This is a genomic window from Streptomyces sp. 135, from assembly GCF_020026305.1.
Lineage (GTDB): Bacteria > Actinomycetota > Actinomycetes > Streptomycetales > Streptomycetaceae > Streptomyces.
In genome coordinates, this window is sequence record NZ_CP075691.1 from 1,788,343 (window position 1) to 1,806,740 (window position 18,398).

The 18,398-nt window shown below is 72.9% G+C and carries 17 protein-coding genes and 2 pseudogenes; 8 read left to right on the top strand and 11 right to left on the bottom strand.

Features of this window, described 5'->3' with window-relative positions:
• The first annotated feature begins 30 nt into the window (after positions 1-30).
• Complete coding sequence (locus KKZ08_RS08005) at positions 31-348, top strand: hypothetical protein (protein ID WP_223773781.1); 318 nt, start codon at positions 31-33, stop codon at positions 346-348.
• 33 nt (positions 349-381) lie between these two features.
• On the opposite strand, the gene KKZ08_RS08010 is transcribed toward KKZ08_RS08005, so the two are convergent.
• Positions 382-762 (bottom strand): GntR family transcriptional regulator, encoded by a 381-nt coding sequence (locus KKZ08_RS08010; RefSeq protein WP_223773782.1) that lies wholly within the window; start codon positions 760-762, stop codon positions 382-384.
• A gap of 154 nt (positions 763-916) precedes the next feature.
• Between KKZ08_RS08010 and KKZ08_RS08015 the strand changes: the two genes are divergently transcribed.
• The 3 genes from KKZ08_RS08015 to KKZ08_RS08025 all read left to right on the top strand — a co-directional run bounded on the left by KKZ08_RS08015 (position 917) and on the right by KKZ08_RS08025 (position 2,576).
• Positions 917-1,855 (top strand): GNAT family N-acetyltransferase, encoded by a 939-nt coding sequence (locus tag KKZ08_RS08015; RefSeq protein ID WP_223773783.1) that lies wholly within the window; start codon positions 917-919, stop codon positions 1,853-1,855.
• Positions 1,836-2,333, top strand: a complete 498-nt coding sequence (locus tag KKZ08_RS08020; protein ID WP_223773784.1) for a DUF402 domain-containing protein — start codon at positions 1,836-1,838, stop codon at positions 2,331-2,333. Before KKZ08_RS08015 ends, KKZ08_RS08020 begins: the two co-directional genes overlap by 20 nt.
• Before the next feature lie 102 nt (positions 2,334-2,435).
• A complete protein-coding gene (locus KKZ08_RS08025; RefSeq protein WP_223773785.1) occupies positions 2,436-2,576 on the top strand; it encodes a hypothetical protein in 141 nt (46 codons plus the stop codon).
• A 7-nt stretch (positions 2,577-2,583) separates the two neighbouring features.
• Here KKZ08_RS08025 and KKZ08_RS08030 read toward each other — a convergent pair whose 3' ends face one another.
• Genes KKZ08_RS08030 through KKZ08_RS08045 form a run of 4 tightly spaced genes read right to left on the bottom strand, consistent with a single transcriptional unit; the run spans position 2,584 to position 6,083 of the window.
• A complete protein-coding gene (locus KKZ08_RS08030; protein WP_223773786.1) occupies positions 2,584-3,066 on the bottom strand; it encodes a GNAT family N-acetyltransferase in 483 nt (160 codons plus the stop codon).
• Positions 3,063-4,571 carry a tripartite tricarboxylate transporter permease gene (locus tag KKZ08_RS08035; RefSeq protein ID WP_223773787.1) on the bottom strand — a complete coding sequence of 503 codons (1,509 nt, stop codon included), beginning with the start codon at positions 4,569-4,571 and terminating at the stop codon, positions 3,063-3,065. Before KKZ08_RS08035 ends, KKZ08_RS08030 begins: the two co-directional genes overlap by 4 nt.
• A 1-nt stretch (position 4,572) precedes the next feature.
• Positions 4,573-5,103 carry a tripartite tricarboxylate transporter TctB family protein gene (locus KKZ08_RS08040; RefSeq protein ID WP_223773788.1) on the bottom strand — a complete coding sequence of 177 codons (531 nt, stop codon included), beginning with the start codon at positions 5,101-5,103 and terminating at the stop codon, positions 4,573-4,575.
• Positions 5,100-6,083 carry a tripartite tricarboxylate transporter substrate binding protein gene (locus KKZ08_RS08045; RefSeq protein ID WP_223778953.1) on the bottom strand — a complete coding sequence of 328 codons (984 nt, stop codon included), beginning with the start codon at positions 6,081-6,083 and terminating at the stop codon, positions 5,100-5,102. Before KKZ08_RS08045 ends, KKZ08_RS08040 begins: the two co-directional genes overlap by 4 nt.
• 152 nt (positions 6,084-6,235) lie before the next feature.
• Here KKZ08_RS08045 and KKZ08_RS08050 point away from each other — a divergent pair, with 152 nt between their 5' ends.
• On the top strand, positions 6,236-6,922 hold the full coding sequence (locus KKZ08_RS08050) for a response regulator (protein WP_223773789.1): 687 nt from the start codon (positions 6,236-6,238) through the stop codon (positions 6,920-6,922).
• 8 nt (positions 6,923-6,930) lie between these two features.
• Here the strand turns inward: KKZ08_RS08050 and KKZ08_RS08055 are convergent.
• Positions 6,931-7,735: pseudogene (locus KKZ08_RS08055) on the bottom strand (AraC family transcriptional regulator).
• Positions 7,736-7,784: 49 nt separating this feature from the next.
• On the opposite strand from KKZ08_RS08055, the gene KKZ08_RS08060 reads away from it, so the two are divergent.
• Positions 7,785-8,279 (top strand): DUF2000 domain-containing protein, encoded by a 495-nt coding sequence (locus KKZ08_RS08060; protein WP_223773790.1) that lies wholly within the window; start codon positions 7,785-7,787, stop codon positions 8,277-8,279.
• Between the two features lie 217 nt (positions 8,280-8,496).
• Positions 8,497-9,534, top strand: coding sequence for a lytic polysaccharide monooxygenase (locus KKZ08_RS08065; protein WP_223773791.1), 1,038 nt, complete (start codon positions 8,497-8,499; stop codon positions 9,532-9,534).
• Positions 9,535-9,562: 28 nt separating this feature from the next.
• Here the strand turns inward: KKZ08_RS08065 and KKZ08_RS08070 are convergent, their stop codons facing one another.
• The 3 genes from KKZ08_RS08070 to KKZ08_RS08080 form a co-directional block, all read right to left on the bottom strand.
• Positions 9,563-10,435, bottom strand: coding sequence for an alpha/beta fold hydrolase (locus tag KKZ08_RS08070; protein ID WP_223773792.1), 873 nt, complete (start codon positions 10,433-10,435; stop codon positions 9,563-9,565).
• Positions 10,436-10,609: 174 nt separating this feature from the next.
• The gene (locus KKZ08_RS08075; RefSeq protein ID WP_223773793.1) at positions 10,610-11,311 is read right to left on the bottom strand and encodes a response regulator transcription factor; all 702 of its coding nucleotides are present in this window, start codon (positions 11,309-11,311) and stop codon (positions 10,610-10,612) included.
• Entirely contained in the window at positions 11,308-12,510 is a 1,203-nt protein-coding gene (locus KKZ08_RS08080; protein ID WP_223773794.1) for a sensor histidine kinase, read from the bottom strand. Before KKZ08_RS08080 ends, KKZ08_RS08075 begins: the two co-directional genes overlap by 4 nt.
• Before the next feature lie 163 nt (positions 12,511-12,673).
• Here KKZ08_RS08080 and KKZ08_RS08085 point away from each other — a divergent pair, with 163 nt between their 5' ends.
• Complete coding sequence (locus KKZ08_RS08085; RefSeq protein ID WP_223773795.1) at positions 12,674-13,732, top strand: vWA domain-containing protein; 1,059 nt, start codon at positions 12,674-12,676, stop codon at positions 13,730-13,732.
• A gap of 50 nt (positions 13,733-13,782) precedes the next feature.
• Here KKZ08_RS08085 and KKZ08_RS08090 read toward each other — a convergent pair whose 3' ends face one another.
• Together KKZ08_RS08090 and dnaE are read right to left on the bottom strand one after the other, a co-directional pair.
• Positions 13,783-14,790, bottom strand: a complete 1,008-nt coding sequence (locus KKZ08_RS08090; protein ID WP_223773796.1) for a hypothetical protein — start codon at positions 14,788-14,790, stop codon at positions 13,783-13,785.
• Positions 14,787-18,271, bottom strand: a pseudogene (gene dnaE / locus KKZ08_RS08095) (DNA polymerase III subunit alpha). Before dnaE ends, KKZ08_RS08090 begins: the two are co-directional and overlap by 4 nt.
• Between the last annotated feature and the right edge of the window lie 127 nt (positions 18,272-18,398).

Consider the following 18,398-nt stretch of genomic DNA (forward strand, 5'->3'; position numbering starts at 1 on the left):
TTGCGCAAGCTCGTTGCGTCGGCCGCAGGCATGGCTCTCGCTCTCAGCGCCGTCGGACTCGCCGTGGCTCCCGGCGCCACCGCGGCAACGCCCTGTCCGTCGGGAGCGGTCTGCATCCGTGAGGCGAACGGCACCATCCTGACCAAGAACATCTTCTACCGCTACGGCGCCCACAACCTGTCCAACGTGACCGGCGTCCGCGTGATCGTCAACAACCAGACCGGCGGCGCCGGCTTCCAGATCTGCAAGGGGTACAACGGAACCAACTGCTACCCCGTGCAGCGCTACGTGGGCGAATACGCGCCGTACGACTTCACGCCGATCAACTCGGTCGTGCTCGTGCGGTAAGGCAGTCCGCGGGAAGCCTGTCGCGGCGGCGCGCTAGCCGGACGTCCCGTACGCGGCGCGCACGGCGTCGCGTACGGCGGCCAGGGCGTCGTCCTCGGAGAGACCGAGCCGCCGGACCCGCTCGGCGTACGCCTGCGCGGCGTTGGACGCCTCCTTCGCGGCGGCGTCCCCCGCGGCGGCGACGAACGTGCCGTTGCGGCCCCGGGTCTCGATGACCCCGTCGGCCTCAAGGGCCCGGTAGGCCTTGGCCACCGTGTTCGCCGCGAGCCCCAGCGACTGGGCGAGCCCCCGGACCGTGGGCAGCTTGTAGCCGACGGGCAGCTCGCCCGAGCGGACCTGTCCGGCGATCTGGGCCCGCACCTGCTCGTAGGGCGCGTCGCCCGCGTCCGCGTCGATGTCGATCTTCAAAGTCACGGAGCGATTGTCCCGCACTACCTGCCTCCGGCGGCACACGTCACCCGGCGGCGCCCGGCGGAAGGCCGGTGTGCCCCGCCTTGGCCCCGGGAGTGCCGAGCGCCCCCGGAAAATGGGAGGCACCCCCGCGTGCCCCCGCGTACCGTGCGGCCCCATGACTGTGATCGTCCGAGCCCTCCGCGCCGACGCCGCCACCGCCGCCGCGGACGACGCGGGTTTCGCCGCCGTACGGCGGGCGTGTGTGCCCGCCATGCTCGCCACCCCCGACTCCGTGTCCTTCGACCGCGCGCACGCCCATCCAGACTCCCGCTACCGGCAGTTGATCGCCGAGGCCGACGGTGAGGTCATCGGTACGGCGCAGGTGGGCATCGCCTACGACAGCCCCGAGCCGGGCCAGGGCTTCGCCAACGTCTACGTGCACCCGCAGCGGCTCGGTACCGGCGCCGGAACGCTCCTGCTGCGCACCGCCGAGGAACATTTGGCGGACGCGGGCGCCACCACCGTCTACTCGTGGGTGCTCGACGAGCCGGCGAACCTCGCCTTCGCCGCCCGCCACGGCTACCGCGCGAGCCGTCGCGCGCACTTCCTGCGCCTGGACCTCGCGCACGCCACGCTGCCGCCCCGCCGGGAGCCGCCCGCCGGGGTGGAGCTGGTCAGCGGCTCGGTGTACGCGGACGACGCGCGGCCGCTCTTCGCGCTCGACGCGGAGACGGTGGCGGACGAACCGGGCGACGTGGCCGCGGAGTTCACGGACTACGAGCACTGGCTCGCCGAGACCTGGCACCATCCGCTGGTCAGCCAGGAGCTCACCACGGTGGCCCTGGTGGACGGCCGCCCCGCGGCGTTCAGCCTGGCCCGCACGGACGGCGCGGGCCGCTACGCCTCCGGCATGACGGGCACGGCGCGCGCCCACCGCGGCCGGGGCCTCGCCAAGCTCGTGAAGAACGACTCCCTGCACCGCGCCCGCGCGGCCGGCTGCACGGAGGCGTTCACGGGCAACGACGCCGGGAACGAACCGATGCTGGCGATCAACGACTGGTTCGGCTACGAGGTCTGCGGTACGGAGGTGCGCCATGTCCGAGACTTCGGCTGAGCCCCTGCCCACCCTGGAGATCGCCCTCGTCAAAGCGGGCCGCACCAAGATCCGCTACCCGGCCGGGCTCCTCCAGGACGACGGCACCCGGATCACGGTCCGGGCCCCCTGGGCGGCCCCCGGCGTCCGCGACTTCGGCTTCGTCCGCTTCGAACCGGGCGACGTCTTCACCGAGCACTACTGGCGCGACCGCTGGTACGCGATCAAGGAGGTGTACGCCGCCGACGGCACCCTCAAGGGCTGGTACTGCGACGTGACGCGCCCCGCGTCCCGCGACGGCTCACTCCTGACGGTGGAGGACCTGGACCTCGACCTGTGGTGCTCGGCGGACGGCGCGACGGTCCTGCGCCTGGACGAGGACGAGTTCGAGGCAAGCACCCTGCCCACCGAGGACCCTACCGCCGCGTCGGCGGCCCTGCGCGCCCTCGCGGAACTGGAGTCGTTGGCGCGTGGGGGGCTGCTGCCAGGGGGGTCGTAGCCCGCCCCGGCCGCCGGTTCGGGCAGGTGCTCGATCAGAAAGGTGGGGCGGGGAGGTCTAGCGCGCCGCTTCGGTGGACATCGGTAAGGCAGGGAGGCAGCCATGCGCCGAGTGACCACGCACAAGCCCGTCGGCAAGTCCGTCAGCCGCCGGGTGCGGGAACGCCAGGAAGCCGAGGTCCAGCCGAGGGAGAGGCCGGAGGTCCGCAAGGACGTCCAGCGGACCTGGTGGCCGGAAGGATGAGAGCCCCTCAAGTGGTCAGCCGCTTGCGGTAGTGCAGCCGGTCGTACGGGCCCTCGACGCGCCGCTCCACGAGGTCGTACCCGTACCGGGGGTAGATCTTCTGGTTCTCCCACATCAACGCGTTGGTGTAGAGCCGGACTTCCGGCAGGCCCAGGGCGCGCGCGTGTGCGTCCACGAAGGCCAGCAGGGCGCGGCCCACCCCCTTGCCCGCGGCATCGGGGCGGACCGCGATCGACTCCAGGAAGAGATGGGTGTCCTCGCGCGGTGCGGTGACCGGGACGAGGACCAGGACGCCGACGACCGGGTCCCCGGTGACGTACACCCGGCCCGCCGCCACGTCGGCCGCGTGGTCGGCCTCCATCGGCGCGGGGACGACCCCGATGCGTTCGATGTAGTGGCGGTAGGCCGCGTCGGTCACCGCCCGCACGGCGGGCACGTCGGCGACGGTGGCGGGGCGGATGCCCGTGAACGTGCTGGGTGTCGTCGTCATGCCTCCACGTCTATGTCACGGCGACGTACCCGCGACAGCGCCTTCTTCCACAACGGCCACGTCACGATCAGGACGATGAGGCCATAGACCGTCAGGGAGAAGGGCGTGTCGACGAGTCCGCGGACGCTGCCGTCGCTGATCTGCAGCGCGCGGCGCAGCTGTTGCTCGGCGTTGGGGCCGAGGATGACGCCGATGACGGCGGGCAGGACGGGCAGGCCGTAGCGCCGCATGCCGAAGCCGATCAGGCCGATGACGAGCAGGATGACGAGGTCGACCGGTTCGCCGCCGACCGCGTAGGCGCCGACCGCGGCGAAGAACAGGATGCCCGCGTAGAGGTGGGGCCGCGGGATGCGCAGCAGCTTCGCCCAGAGGGGGGCGAGGGGCAGGTTCAGGGCCAGCAGGAGCACCATCCCGACGAACAGGGAGGCGATCAGGCCCCAGACCAGGTCGGGTTCGCGTTCGAAGAGCAGGGGGCCGGGCTGGATGCCGTACTGCTGGAATGCGGCGAGCATCACGGCGGCGACGGCGGTCGTGGGCAGGCCGAGCGTCAGCATGGAGACGAGGGTGCCCGCGGCGGACGCGGACGACGCCGACTCGGGGCCCGCGACGCCTTCGATGGCGCCCTTGCCCCACTCGTCCTTGTGCTTGGAGAGGCGTTTCTCGGTGACGTAGGAGAGGAAGGTGGGGATCTCCGCGCCGCCGGCCGGGATCGCGCCGAACGGGAAGCCGATGAGGGGGCCGCGCAGCCAGGACTTCCAGGTGCGCCGTACGTCGGCCCTGCCGAGCCAGGGGCGGCCGACGGGGATCGCCTCGGCGCTGGTGCGGCGCAGGTGCGCGGCGACCCACAGGGCCTCGCCGATCGCGAAGAGACCGACCGCGACGATCACCACGTCGATGCCGTCGGCGAGTTGGAGCGAGCCGAACGTCAACCGCTGCTGGCCCGTCATCTGGTCCAGGCCCACCAGGCCGATCGTCAGGCCGATCAAGAGGGACGCGAGGCCGCGGATGCGGGAGGAGCCGAGCACCGAAGTGACCGCGATGAAGGCGAGCACCATGATCGCGAAGTAGTCGGGCGCGCCGATGTCGACGGCGAGGTCGGCGACGGTCGGGGCGAGCGCCACCAGGAGGAGCGTGCCGATCATGCCGCCCGCGAAGTGGCCGATGGCGGCGGCCGCGAGGGCCTGGGAGCCGCGTCCCGCCTTGGCCATCGGATGGCCTTCCATGGCGGCGACGACGGCGGCGCTCTCGCCGGGGGTGTTGAGCAGGATCGAGGTGGTCGAGCCGCCGAACATGGCCCCGTAGTAGATGCCGGCGAACATGATGAAGGCGCCGGTCGGTTCGAGTCCGTACGTCACCGGGAGCAGCAGGGCGACCGCCATCGCGGGCCCGATGCCGGGCAGGACGCCAATGGCGGTGCCGAGGAGGACGCCGACGGCGGCCCACAGGAGGTTGACCGGGGTGAGGGCCGTGCCGAAGCCGTCGATGAGGGAGGTGAAGGCGTTCATGTCACAGCACTCCCATCAGGGGGCCGCCCGGCAGCGGAACGCCGAGCAGGTTGTTGAAGATCACGTACGTGACGACGGAGAGCACGGCGGCGATCAGCGGATCGCGGTCGAGGTGCCGGCTGCCGAGCGCGTACGCCGAGCCCCAGAAGAGCAGGGCGCCGGTGACGGGGAAGCCGAGCGGTTCGATGAGGACGGCGGCGGCGAGGAAGACGCCCGCGAGGAGCAGCACGGTGCGCCGGTCGGCGGGTTCGGACAGGTCGATGTCCTCGCCGCTCTCGGCCTCCCCGCGGCCGCCGCGCAGTACGTCGACGGCGAGCAGCAGGGCGACGACGAGCAGGCCGATGCCGACGGCGACCGGCACGGTCTTCGGGCCGATCGGGCCGCGCTGGGCGATCTCCACGTCCATGGTGAGCGCGTCGGTCAGGACGAGCGCGCCGAGGGCAAGGAGCAGGACACTGACTCCGAGTTCGGAGTGCTCGCGCAGCCAGGCACGGCGGTCCGGGCGCTCGGGGGTGACGTCGGTGGTGGTCACAGCCCCAACTCCGTCAGCACCGAGACGACGCGCTTGTCCTGGGCGTCCAGGAAGTCGCCGAACTTCTCGCCGGTCAGGAACGCGTCGTCCCAGCCGTTGGTCTTGAGGGACTTGCGCCACTCGGGCGAGGCGTGCAGCTTGGTGATCAGTACGGTGAGCTTCTCGCGCTCGGTGTCACTGAGGCCGGGCGGGGCGACGATGCCGCGCCAGTTGGTGAACTCCACGTCGTAGCCGGACTCCTTGAGGGTGGGCCCGTCCAGGCCGCGCACCCGCTTCGGCCCGGTCACGGCGAGCAGGCGCAGCTCCCCGGACTTGATCTGGTCCAGGTACTCGCCGACTCCGGAGACGCCGAAGGCGACCTTGCTGCCGAGGATGGAGGCGAGCAGTTCGCCGCCGCCGTCGAAGGGCACGTAGTTGACCTTCTTCGGCTCGATCCCGACGGCGCGCGCCATCAGCATCGGGGCGAGGTGGTCGGGGCCGCCGGGCGCGGAGCCGCCGCCGACGGGCAGTTTGCCGGGGTTCTTCTTCCAGGCCCCGATGAGCTGGCCGATGGTCTTGTACGGGGAGTTCTTGGCGACCACGACGACGTCCTGCTCCTCGGTGAGCCGGGCGATCGGGGTGGTGTCGGAGAGGGTCTTCGGGGAGTGGTTGGAGCGTGCGGCTCCGACGACGCCGAGCCCCATGGACATGGCGAGCTTGCCGTTGCCGTGCTCACCGACGAGCCGGGTCAGGCCGACGGTGCCGCCGGCGCCGGGCAGGTTGAACACCTCGATGTTGTGGGTGAGTCCGGCGTCCTCGGCGTTCTTCGCCGCGGTGCGGGCGGTGATGTCGTAGCCGCCGCCGGGGGTGTTGGGGACCATGAAGCGCAGGCCGGGGATCTGGGTGCCGGTCTCGGCGCCGCTGCCCGCGGTGAGCAGGGGCGGCGCCACGAGCGTGAGGAGCGCGGCGCCGAGCAGGGCGAGGGGTGTGCGCAGGCGCACGGGTGCCACCACCAGTCGGTACGTCGAAGGGACCTTGCGGGGGACATGCGGATGTGAGGTGGCCCACATGTTGCCCGGGCGTTGACAACCTGTCTCTCTTCCGGAACCAATGGACGTTGTGGTCGTTGTGGTCACGCCCATAGCCTGCGGCGATGACAAGGGTCCTGGTCGTGGACGACGACTTCATGGTCGCCAAGCTGCACAGCCGGTACGTCGCCGCGGTGGCCGGATGCACCGTGGTCGGCGCCGCCCACACCGGCGCCGAGGCGCTCGGCGCGGCGGAACGGCTCCGCCCCGACCTCGTGCTCCTCGACGTCTATCTGCCCGACATGGACGGACTCGCGGTGCTCCGGGAGCTGCGGGCCGCCGAGGAGCGTGATCCGGGGCGCCGGCCGGTTGACGCCCTGTTCATCACGGCGGCGCGGGACGCCCGGATCGTACGGGCGGCGCTGCGCGCGGGGGCCCTGCACTATCTGATCAAGCCGTTCAACCAGGCGGCGCTGCAAGAGCAGTTGCGGCACGTGGCGGCGGTGCGGGCGCGGCTCGACGGGCTCGGTCAGGCGCGCCAGGAGGACGTGGACCAGATCTTCGGCACGCGGCCGCCCGGCTCCCGGGAGCTGCCGAAGGGCCTCGCGGCCCACACCGCCGAGCTGGTGGAGCAGACCCTGCGGGAGCATCCCGGGGGCCTGTCGGCCTCGGAGTGCGCGGCGGCGGGCTCGCTCTCCCGCGTGAGCGCCCGCCGCTACCTGGAGTTCTTCGTGGACACGGGCCGCGCCGAGGTGACGCTGCGCTACGGCGGGACGGGGCGGCCGGAGCGGCGGTACCGGTGGCTGGGGTGAGAGCGTCGTCAGCGGCCGCGGGCGTAGCGGCCAGGCGGGACGCCCACCACGCGCTTGAAGTGCCGGGTCAGATGTGACTGGTCGTAGAAGCCGCAGGCCGCCGCCGTCTCGCCGGGCGGCCGTCCGGCCAGCAGGAGGCGCCGCGCCCGGTCCACGCGGCGGGCCGTCAGGTACTGGTGCGGGGCGATGCCGTACGCCGCCGTGAAGGAGCGCACCAGGTGCGCCGGGTGCGCGTGCAGGAGACCGGCGGCCTCCTCCAGGGCGATGCCCTCGACCACGCGTGCGTCGAGGAGTTCGCGCAGGGCGGCCGCGACCCGGCGGTCGGGGCGGGTCCGCCGCCCCGGCCGGGCGGGGACGCAGCCGCTCGCGCAGCCGCTCCGCGACGAGCGCGAGCCGGGCGGCCGCCTCCAGTTCGTCGCCCGGGTGCGCGAGGGCCGTGTGGAGCTGTCCGATGCGGCGCCGCAGCAGCGGGTCGACCAGGTCGGGGGCGTCCGCGGCGGGTCCGATGAACGAGGGGTCGAGCGGCCCGTCCTCCGTCGCCTCCAGGTACAGGACGCGCTTGCGGAAGCCGTCCGGGGTGGCCGCTGAGCCGTTGTGCGGGACCTGGGGCGGCAGCAGCGAGACCGTGCCGAGCGGGGTGCCGTGCGGGTTCCGCTCCAGGTCGTAGCGGACCGCGCCCTCGTCGACGATCAGCAGCGTCCAGGTGTCGTGCACGTGCATCGGGTAGGAGTGGCGCGTGAAGTGGGCGTGGAAGACCTCCGTCACTCCCCGCACCGTGGGACGCCACGCGGTGATCTTCTCGCCGGCCGCCATGCAAAGAACGTACAAGACCGGGGCGCGCGGTGATCGGCAGTCTCGACGCATGAGCACAGACACCGCCACCGCGCCTACTCCTCCGGCTGCCACCGCCGCCCCCGCCACGGCCGCCGCCACCGACCGGCCGCCCGTCCGCTTCGACACCAAGATCGCCGTACTGCTCCGGGACGACCTGGAGAGCTGGCAGCGGCTGAACGTGACCGCGTTCCTCGTGAGCGGGCTCGGCACTCGGCTGCCCGAGCTCGTCGGGGAGCCGTACGAGGACGCCGACGGCACCGCCTACCTGCCGATGTTCCGGCAGCCGGTGCTCGTCCTCGAAGGTGGCAAGGAGGTGCTGACCGCCGCCCGGCGGCGCGCGCTGGGGCGGGGCCTGCCGTGCTCGGTGTTCACCTCCGGCCTGTTCGCCACCGGCAACGACACCGACAACCGGGCGGCCGTCCGCGCCGTCACCGGGGACGAGTTGGACGTGGTGGGGCTCGCCGTCCACGGGCCGCGGGGCGCGGTGGACAAGGTACTGAAGGGAGCGCGGATGCATCCGTGACCGGGGCTCCACCTGAGCCCTTGGTTAGCCCTCCCTTAAACGCACCATAAGGATCTCCGTTTCCCCTCCTCAGCAGGGGATTTCGCGGATCTCAGGGGTTAGCTTTCCGGTCACCGGGGCGGTGCCGAACCGTCGGTGCCGCTGGTGATCGGGGGGCGGTGCCGCCCGTTCGCCACCGCCCCGCGCCCCTCTGAACCGCCGTTTGAGGAGAACCCGCATGCCCGCACGCCGCAAGGCCGCCGCGATCGCCGCCGCCGGAGTCGCCCCGCTCGCCCTGACCGCTCTGACCGTCCTGCCGGCGCAGCCCGCCGCCGCGCACGGTTCGATGACGGATCCGGTCAGCCGGGTCTCGGCCTGCTTCCAGGAGGGCCCGGAGTCCCCGGAGTCGGCCGCCTGCAAGGCCGCCGTCGCCGCGAGCGGCACGCAGGCCTTCTACGACTGGAACGGCGTGAACATCGCCAACGCCGCCGGGAAGTCGAGGCAGATCATCCCCGACGGCAAGCTGTGCAGCGCGGGCAACGACAAGTACAAGGGACTCGACCTGCCGCGCGCCGACTGGCCGTCCAGCAAGCTGTCCGCCGGGGACCACACCTTCCGCTACAAGGGCACGGCTCCGCACCGGGGTTCCTTCGCGCTGTACGTCACGAAGGCGTCGTACGACCCGACGAAGCCCCTGAAGTGGTCGGACCTGGAGGAGAAGCCCTTCGTCGAGGTCAAGGACCCGAAGATGGAGAACGGCGACTACGTCTTCGACGGCAAGGTCCCCGCCCGGTCGGGCCGCCACCTGATCTACTCGATCTGGCAGCGCTCGGATTCCCCCGAGGCGTTCTACACCTGCTCCGACGTCGTCTTCGGCAAGGACACCGGCGGCTCCGGTTCCGGCTCCGCCCCCGCCGCGTCGGCTCCCTCGGACGAGGAGATCGCGGCGGGCGCCGAGAAGTCCTCGGTCGAGCACCACGGCCACGGCGACTCCGATGCGAAGACGGGCGCCAAGGCCACGGAGGCCGCCCCGGCCGCCGGTGCCGCCGATGCCGAGAAGGCCGCCGGCGCCGCGGGGACCTCCGGCAACGAACCCGAGGTGAACGGCGGCGCCGAGAAGCCCGCCACCGCCGCCACCGGCGACAACCTCGCCGAGACCGGCGGCGACAGCACCACCTCGTACATCGCGATGGGCGGTGCCGCCGCTCTCGCCGTCGGCGCCGCGGCGATGTTCGCCACGACGCGCCGCCGCGCGGCCGGACGCCACGGCCGATGAGGCGCCTGAACCGCCCGGCGATGTCCTCCTAGGACAGGCACGTGCTCGGGGTGGCGTGCGCCGGATCCAGCGCGTTCGCCACCTCGTGGTGGGCGACGCGGTCCAGGATGCCGACGGCCACATGCTCGGAGACGTCGGCGCGGCACAGGTCCTGGACGGTGACGTTGCGTACGCCGGGGCCGTCGAGGAACTGGCTGCGGTACGGAGTGACCACCTCGTCGTACTTGGTGGCGATGACGGTGTAGCGCACACCCGGCACGGTGTCCCCGCCCGCGTTGAGCTTCGTCAGGAAGGGCGATCCGGCCACCTGGTCGGCGAGGGCCGGCGTCTTGGTGGTCAACAGGTCCTCGACGCCCGGGAAGTACGGCAGCAGCCTGGTGAGGCCGAGCAGGGTGGTGCCGTGGTTGTCGGGCGCGAGGCCGATGAGGGCGTTCACCTTGTCCGCGCCGCCGAGGAACTTGAGGTAGTGACGGGGCATCATGCCGCCCTGCGAGTGACCGACGAGGTCCGCCTCCTTCGCGCCCGTCGAGGCGAGCACCTTGTCGACGAAGCCGTCGAGCTGCTCGGCCGACTTCTCGATGGGCCCGAGCCCGTGGAAGAACGGCACGCCCTCCAACTGGCCGTAGTCCAGGGAGTAGACGCAGTAGCCGCGCGCGACGAGGTAGGGCGCGAGGACGACCCAGTTGTCCACGGAGTTCCCGAAGGTGCCGTGCACGAGGACGACGGGGCGGGGATGCGCGGCGGACGGCTGGCAGTCGTAGTCGTTCCAGCCCCTCGACACGGAGGCGGTGGCGGCCTGTGCCGTGGTGTCGGCGGTGGCCGCCGGGGCGAGGGTGGTGGCCGCGCCCGTGATGAGCAGGGCGGCGGCGAGCGCGCGCAGGGCGCGTCTCCAGGGCAGCATCGTGTGATCTCCTCGCGGCTCAAGGAAGGTGCGATGGCGGGATGCCCCGGGATCCGGATCACCAGGCTGTTGCGTACACGACAAGCTACGCGCCGGTAGGTGAGGAGTGAAGTCGCGCGTCGGCAAAACTTCCAGTGTTCACTGGCACGGTTCCGGTGACGCCACCCTCCGCCGTCACCGCGGTGGAGCCACCAGGCCCTCCTCGTACGCGATGATGACCAGCTGGACCCGGTCGCGGGCGTCGAGCTTGGTGAACAGGCGTGCCACGTGCGCCTTCACCGTGGCCACGGTGATGAAGAGCTGGGCGGCCACCTCGGCGTTGGACAGGCCGCGCCCGATGAGGGTGAGGACCTCGCGTTCCCGGCCGGTGATGCCCTCCACCGCCCCCTTCACCCCGCCCTTCGCCCCGGCCTCCACCGAGCGCGGCGCCGACGGCGGGCCCGGCTCGGGGCGGGCGGCGAACTCCTCGATCAGGCGCCGGGTGACGCTCGGCGCGATCAGCCCGTCCCCGGCGGCGACCACGCGGATCGCCGCGAGGATGTCCTCCAGGGCCATGTCCTTGACGAGGAAGCCGCTCGCGCCGGCCCGGAGCGCGCCGTAGACGTACTCGTCGTCGTCGAAGGTGGTCAGGACGAGGACACGGACCGGTCCCCCGCCCTCCTTGATCAGGCGGGTGGCCTCGATGCCGTCCATGCCGGGCATGCGGATGTCCATGACGACGACGTCGGGGCGTGCGTCCCTGGCCAGGCGCACCGCTTCGGTGCCCGTGCCCGCCTCTCCCACGACGTCGATGTCCGGGGCGTCGGCCATCAGGACGCGCAGGCCCGCGCGGACCAGCGGCTGGTCGTCGGCGAGGACGACGCGGACCGCCGTCACCGGGTCTCCCCCGTGGGCACGGGCAGCCGGGCCGTCACCCGGAAGCCGCCCTCGGGGCGCGGCCCGGCGGTGAAGCGGCCGTGCAGCAGGGCGGCGCGCTCGCGCATGCCGACGATGCCGTACCCGGCGCCCGCGGGCAGCCCGCCACGGCCGTCGTCCTCGACCTCCACGCCCACCTCGCCGGCGCCGTACTCGACGGTCACCCGGCAGGTGTCGGCGCCCGCGTGCCGTACGACGTTGGTGAGGGCCTCCTGGAGGATCCGGAACGCCGCCAGGTCGATGTCGGCGGGCAGCGGCCGCTGTTCGCCCCGCAGGCGCACGGCGGCGCGGACCCCGGCGTCGCGCGTCGAGGCGACGAGGCGGTCGAGGCGAGGCCGGGGGCCAGGGGCGCCCGCCCTCCGCCCGGGCCCCGTGGGCCGGCGCAGCGCGACCAGGGTGCGCCGCAGCCCCGCGAGGGTCTCCCTGCTGGTGGCCTCGACGATGGTGAGGGCGTTGCGTGCCTCGGCGGGCTGGGTGTCGATGACGCGGCTGCCGACGCCCGCCTGGATGGCGATGACGCCGATGCTGTGCGCGATCATGTCGTGCAACTCCCTTGCGATACGCAGCCGTTCGGCGGTGGCCGCCTGCTCGGCGGCCTGCGCGGCGAGGGCCACGGCGTGCGTACGGCGCTCACGCACGGAGTCGCCCCCCAGCCACGCGGCGAGCACCGCCAGGGCGAGGAACACGGCGAGCTGCACGGCCCGGGCCGGGGTCTGCCCGAGGGAGGTCAGATGCGTGCCGAACTGCGCGCCCAGCGCCAAGGCCGCCGCCGCGACCGAGGTGCGGCGCGGCCGGGTGGCGGCGATGTAGCCGACGGCGAGGTCGCCGAGCAGCACCTGGAGGTAGGCCACCTCCATGTTCTGCGTCTGCGTGCGCGCGGCGGCCCACCCGACGAGCAGCAGCATGAGCGCGGGCAGCGGCCTGCTCCGCAGGAGCGCGGCGACCAGCGCGGTGAGGACGATCAGCGGGGCGACGGTCAGGGCACTGAAACCGCCGCGCCCGTCGAGCATCACGAAGTACACGGCGAAGGGGTAGCCGAGCCCGGCGCACCAGGCCACCGGCGTCAGCCACGCACGCGGCCGCCAAGCGCGCGGCGCCCACTCGGCGGCGGTGACGGACGGTGAGGTCGGCAGAGCGGGGGCGCCCCGCGTCGCATGCATGACCCGATCGTAGGCGCACCGCCCTGACCTGGGCATGGGCCCGCGGACTTACGCCCACGGGCTACCCCTTGAAGCGCCGGACGGCGTTGTCAGTGCCTCCTCATAGAGTGAAATCACTTCGGCAAGCTGCCTCGGCAAGCCGCCTCGTAGAAGGAGCAGAGCCATGTCCGCCAACAGGATCCAGCACAAGGTCAATCACGTCGCGCTGGTCGTGGACTGTTCGGGTTCCATGCGGCCGCATCAGGACCAACTCGTGCGCGTCGTGGACGAGTTCGTGGCCGGCCTCAAGGCCGAGTCGGACAGCCTCGGCCACGAGACGCGGATCAGCCTCTACTCCTTCGACCACCGGGTGGAGAACCTGGTGTGGGACATGGACGTGAAGCACCTGCCGTCCATGCGAGGCCTGTACCGCGTCAACAACGGCGCCACGGCCCTCATCGAGGCCTCCCTGAAGTCCCTCGACGACCTGGGGCACATATGGGAGGAGTACGGCGAGCACAGCTTCCTCCAGATCGTGGTGACGGACGGCGAGGAGAACGCCTCGGGCGGCGACCGGCGCCACGACGGCGACATGACCATCCTCGGCCCCTGGCTCGACAGGATCGCGGCGAAGATGGGCGGGCTTCCCGAGCACTGGACGTCCGCGATCCTCGTGCCGAACTCCCTGGCCAAGCGGACCGCGCAGAACTACGGCTTCCCGGCCGGCAACATCGCCATCTGGGACGCGGATTCCCAGGAGGGCGTCGAGGAGGCGATCGGCACCGTGCGCGCCGCCGCGACCAGCTTCCTGCGGGCCCGCGAGAAGGGGGTGCGCGGCACGAAGAACCTCTTCGCCGTCGGCCAGGACATCTCGATCGACGAGGTGCGGGCGAACCTCGAACCGATTCCGGCGAACAAGTACCGGCTCCTGAAGGTGGACAAGGAGGCCGAGATCCGCCCCTTCGTCGACTCGCACCCGGGTGTGACGTATGAACGCGGCGCCTGCTACTACCAGTTGGGCGCCCGCGCCCAGGTCCAGCCGAACAAGGAGGTCATCGTGGTCGAGAAGGACACCGACCGTGCCTACACGGGCGACGCGGCGCGCAGCCTCCTGTTCGGTACGGGCATCCAGGGCACCGTCTCGGTGAAGGCGGGGAACAACCCCAAGCTGGAGGTCTATGTGCAGAGCCGTTCGGTGAACAGGAAGCTCAAGCCGAACACGCGACTGCTCATCATGCTCTGAAGAACCCCTGGAGATCCCTGAAGGTGTGCTGAGGTCCCGCGCGGCGCGGTTCACGCCGCCAGCGTTCCCGGCACGATCGCGCCGGGGCCGAACTTCTCCCGGGCCCGGTCGGCCACCTCCTCGATGCGGCGGGCCTTCTCGTCCGCCGGGTCGAACGTCAGCTGGTGGGCGGCGCGTTCGGCCGGGCCGAGCCCCTCGGCGCGCAGTCCGATGGCACGCACCCGGGCCCGTTGCAGGCCGAGCGCCTCGTACATGCGGTACGCGGCCGTGGTCAGCGCGGTGGAGTGCGCGGTCGGCTCGGGCAGGGTCCGGGTCCGGACGGTCGTGCTCCGGTCCGCGTACCGCACGGTGAGGGTCAGCGCGCGGCACACCTGGTCCTCGCCGCGCATCCTGACGCCCAGCTCCTCGGCGCCGGAGAGCAGGGCGCGGCGGTGCCGGAAGGGGTCCAGCTCGTCGCGGGGGAAGGGGCGTTCGGCGGCGATCGAGCGCGCCGCGGAGTTCGGTACGACCCGGGTGCGGTCGATGCCCCGTGCCTTCTCGCGCAGCTCGCGGCCCGCACGGGCGCCGACCAGCCGTTGCAGGGTGGACAGCGGCGCGGCGGCGACCTTCCCGAGGGAGTCGAGGCCGTACTCGCACAGGGTGCGGGCGGTGGCGCGGCCGATGCCCGGCAGTTCGCCGACCGGCCGCTCGGCGAGGAACCTGCGTACGCCTTCCGGGTCTTCGGGCACGGCACGGGTCACGCCGGGCGCGGCGCCACGGGCGGCCATCCGCGCCAGCATCGGGCCGGGCCCGGCGCCGATGGCGCACTCCACCCCGTACAGCGCGAGCGCCCGTACCCGGATCAGCGCGGCCAGTTCGACGGGGTTCCGGCCGAAGTAGCGCCGCGCGCCACGGACGTCCATGAGGGCGGCGTCGGGCGGGAGCGCCTCGACCTGCGGGGTGAACTCGCCGAGCAGGTCGACCAGTCGGGGCAGCAGCGCTTCGTACATGGGCGCCAGCAGGAACCGCACGTAGAGGGTGCTCGCGCCGCCACCGTGGGCGTCGTCGAAGGTGTTCATCCCGCGCTCCCCGGACTCTGGTGCCACAACTTCCTGCTGGTGCCCGCCGACCCCTCGCCCGCCGGGCGCAGATCCGCCCAGGGGTGCATCTCGTACCCCGTGGCCATACGGATGCGGCGGCCGCCCGCCACCGGGTCCGGGTCCGGGCCCTGTCCGGGCTTCGGCTCGGCGGACTCGGGTCCGGGCTCGGGTCCGGGCTCGGGCCCGGGCTCCGCCAGGCGCAGTGCCACCGCGTCGAGGCCGCCCTCCTCGCGCACCTCCACCAGCTCGGCGAGGTTCCACGCCGCCGAGCCGACGACGCTGAGGCTGCGCGGCCCGCGGCGCTGCACCACGCCGCGCACCAGCAGCAGCCAGGAGTGGAAGACGGTGTGCGCGCACCGCTCGTGCGCGTCGTCGAAGAAGGCCAGGTCGACCAGGCCCGTGCCGTCGTCAAGGGTGGTGAAGATGACCCGCTTGCCGGAGCGGATCGGCGGGGTCTGCGTGGCGGCCTTGGCGCCCGCGACCAGGACGGTCGCGCCGTGCTCGGCCTCGCGCAGCCGCCGGGCGCTGAGCACGCCCAGCTCGGCCAGGAAGGCGCCGTGGTCCGCCATGAGGTGGCGCGAGGAGTCCATGCCGAGGACGCCCAGTTCGGCGCTGAGTCGCTCCGCGTCGTCCAGGTCGGGCAGGCCGGCGGGCGCCGTCCTGCGCCCGCCGGCCAGGGGGAGCTGGGCCCCGGCCGCTCCCCGGCCGCCGCGCCGCAGCTCCGTCAGGTGCAGTTGCAGGTCGCGGCGGTTGGCGCCGAACGCGTCGAGCGCGCCGACCTGGGCGAGCCGCTGCGCGACCGGCTTCGAGGGCCTGGCCCGCTCCCAGAAGTCGACGAGGGAGGCGTACGGCTGCCCGTCCGCGATGCGCGCGGCCTCGGCCTCGCTGATGCCGTGCACGTCGGAGAGGGCGAGGCGCAGGCCCCACACCGGCTGCGGCTCGGACACCAGTTCGATACGGTGGGCGACCGCCGACCGGTTCACGTCCAGCGGCAGGATCGGCACCCCGCGCCGCCGCGCGTCCGCGAGCAGCAGCCGCTTCGGGTACATGCCGGGGTCGTGCGTGAGCAACCCCGCGTAGAACGCGGCCGGGTGATGGGCCTTCAGCCACGCCGACTGGTACGTCGGCACGGCGAAGGCCACGGCGTGCGCCTTGCAGAAGCCGTACGACCCGAAGGCCTCGACGATCTCCCAGGCGCGGGCGATGGTCTCGGCGTCGTACCCCTTGGCCGCCGCGTGCTGCGCGAACCAGAACCGGATGCGCCCCTGCGACTCGGGGTCGGAGAGCCCGCGCCGCACCCGGTCCGCCTCGTCGCGCCCGCAGCCGGTCATGATGTCCACGATGTGGATGATCTGCTCGTGGAAGACGACGACGCCGTACGTCTCCTTCAGCGGCTCCGCGAGGTCCGGGTGCGGGTAGCGGACGGGCGCGCGGCCGTGCCTGGCCTCGATGAAGGGCCGCACCATGTCGGCCGCGACCGGGCCCGGCCGGAACAGCGAGATGTCGACCACCAGGTCGTGGAAGGTCGAGGGCTGAAGCCGTCCGACCAGGTCGCGCTGGCCCGGCGACTCGATCTGGAAGCAGCCGAGCGTCTCGGTGGACTGGATGAGCCGGTACGTCGCCGGGTCGCCCGGCGGTACCGCGTCCAGGTCGACCCGCTCCCCCGTGGCCCGCGCGACCTCCGTCACCGCGTGCGCCATCGCCGACTGCATCCGCACGCCGAGCACGTCCAGCTTGAGCAGGCCGAGGTCCTCCACGTCCTCCTTGTCGAACTGCGACATGGGCAGGCCCTCGCCGCTGGTGGGCACGACGGGCGTGCGCGCGAGCAGTGAGGCGTCGGAGAGCAGCACCCCGCACGGGTGCATGGCGACGCCGCGCGGCAGCGCGTCGAGGGCCTCGACCAGTTCCCACAGCCGGGCACGACCGCCGAACTCCTCGGCCACCGAACGCAGTTCGGGCAGTTCCGCCAGCGCGGCGCGGGCGTCGCGCGCGCGGATGTGCGGGAAGGCCTTGGCGACGCGGTCGATGTCGGCCGGGTCCATGGACAGGGCGGCCCCCACATCGCGTACGGCATGGCGCACTCGGTAGGTCTCGGGCATGGCGACGGTCGCGACCCGCTCGGTGCCGAAGCGGCCGATGATCGCGCGGTAGACCTCCAGGCGGCGGGCGGACTCCACGTCGATGTCGATGTCAGGCAGGACGCGCCGCCGCTTGGACAGGAACCGCTCCATGAGCAGCCCGTGCTCGACGGGATCGGCGTGCGCGATGCCGATGAGGTGGTTGACGAGGGACCCGGCGCCGGAGCCGCGCGCCGCGACCCGGATGCCCATGCCGCGTACGTCGTCGACCACTTGGGCCACGGTCAGGAAGTAGGAGGCGTAGCCGTGGAACTCGATGATGTCCAGCTCGTGGTGCATGCGCTCCCAGTACTCGCGCCGGGAGTCGTAGCCCCGCAGCACCATGCCCGCCGCCGCCCGGGAGGCGAGGACGCGCTGCGCGGTGCGCCGCCCGGCGCCGACCAGGCGCGGCTCGGGGAAGTGCACGGTCCCGATGCCGAGGTCGTCCTCGGGGTCGACCAGGCACGCGGCGGCGGTCGCCCGGGTCTGTTCGATCAGGCGGTGCGCGGTGTCGCGGCGGAAGCCCGCGGCCTCGACGACGCGCTCGGCGACGCGCAGCATGTCGTCCGCGCCCTTCAGCCAGCGTTCGCCGCTGTCCAGTTCCTTGGTCGGGTCGACGGGGACGAGGCGGCGCGCGGCGTCGAGGACGTCGGCGACGGGGCCCTGCCCGGCGTCGGCGTAGCGCACGGCGTTGCTCAGGACGGGCCGCACCCCCTGCTCGGCGGCGAAGCCGACGGTGCGCGCGGCCAGGCGCAGCGAGCCGGGTCCGGTGCCCTCGCGGCCGTGCCAGACGGACTCCAGGCGCAGCGCATCGCCGTACCGCTCACGCCAGGGCGCGAGGAGGCGGGCGGCCCGGTCGGTCGCCCGGCGGCGAGCGCGCGCCCCACGTCGGAGGCGGGGCCGAGCAGCACGGTCAGGCCCTCGCCGTGGTTCTCCTGCCACGGCAGGACGGGCTGTCCGTCGGTGCCGCCGGCGTCGGCGCGGTGCGCGGCGGTGACCAGGCGGCAGAGCGCGGCCCAGCCGGTGGCGCCGTCGCGGGCGAGGAAGGTCACGCGCGGGGTCGACTCGTCGATGAAGGCGCCGCCGCGCACGGGGGCCCGTCGCCGCTCGCCCTTGGCCGGGGCGGGCTCCGCCACCGCGAGTTCGGCGCCGAAGAGCGGCCGCACCCCTGCCTTCGCGCAGGCCTTGGCGAACCGGACGGTGCCCGCGAGGGTGTCCCGGTCGGTGAGCGCGAGGGCATCCATGCCCCGCTCGGCGGCGCGCTCGGCGAGCCGCTCCGGGTGCGAGGCGCCGTACCGCAGGGAGAACCCGGAGACGGTGTGCAGATGCGTGAAGTCGGGCACACGCACCTCCTGTAACCCTGAACCGATCCGATCTCGTATCCCCCACCTCCACCATAGACCAAGTTTCGAACGCATGTACGACAGGCGTACGAGGCCCCTTCCCGTAAGCCCTCGGTATCGCCCGTTC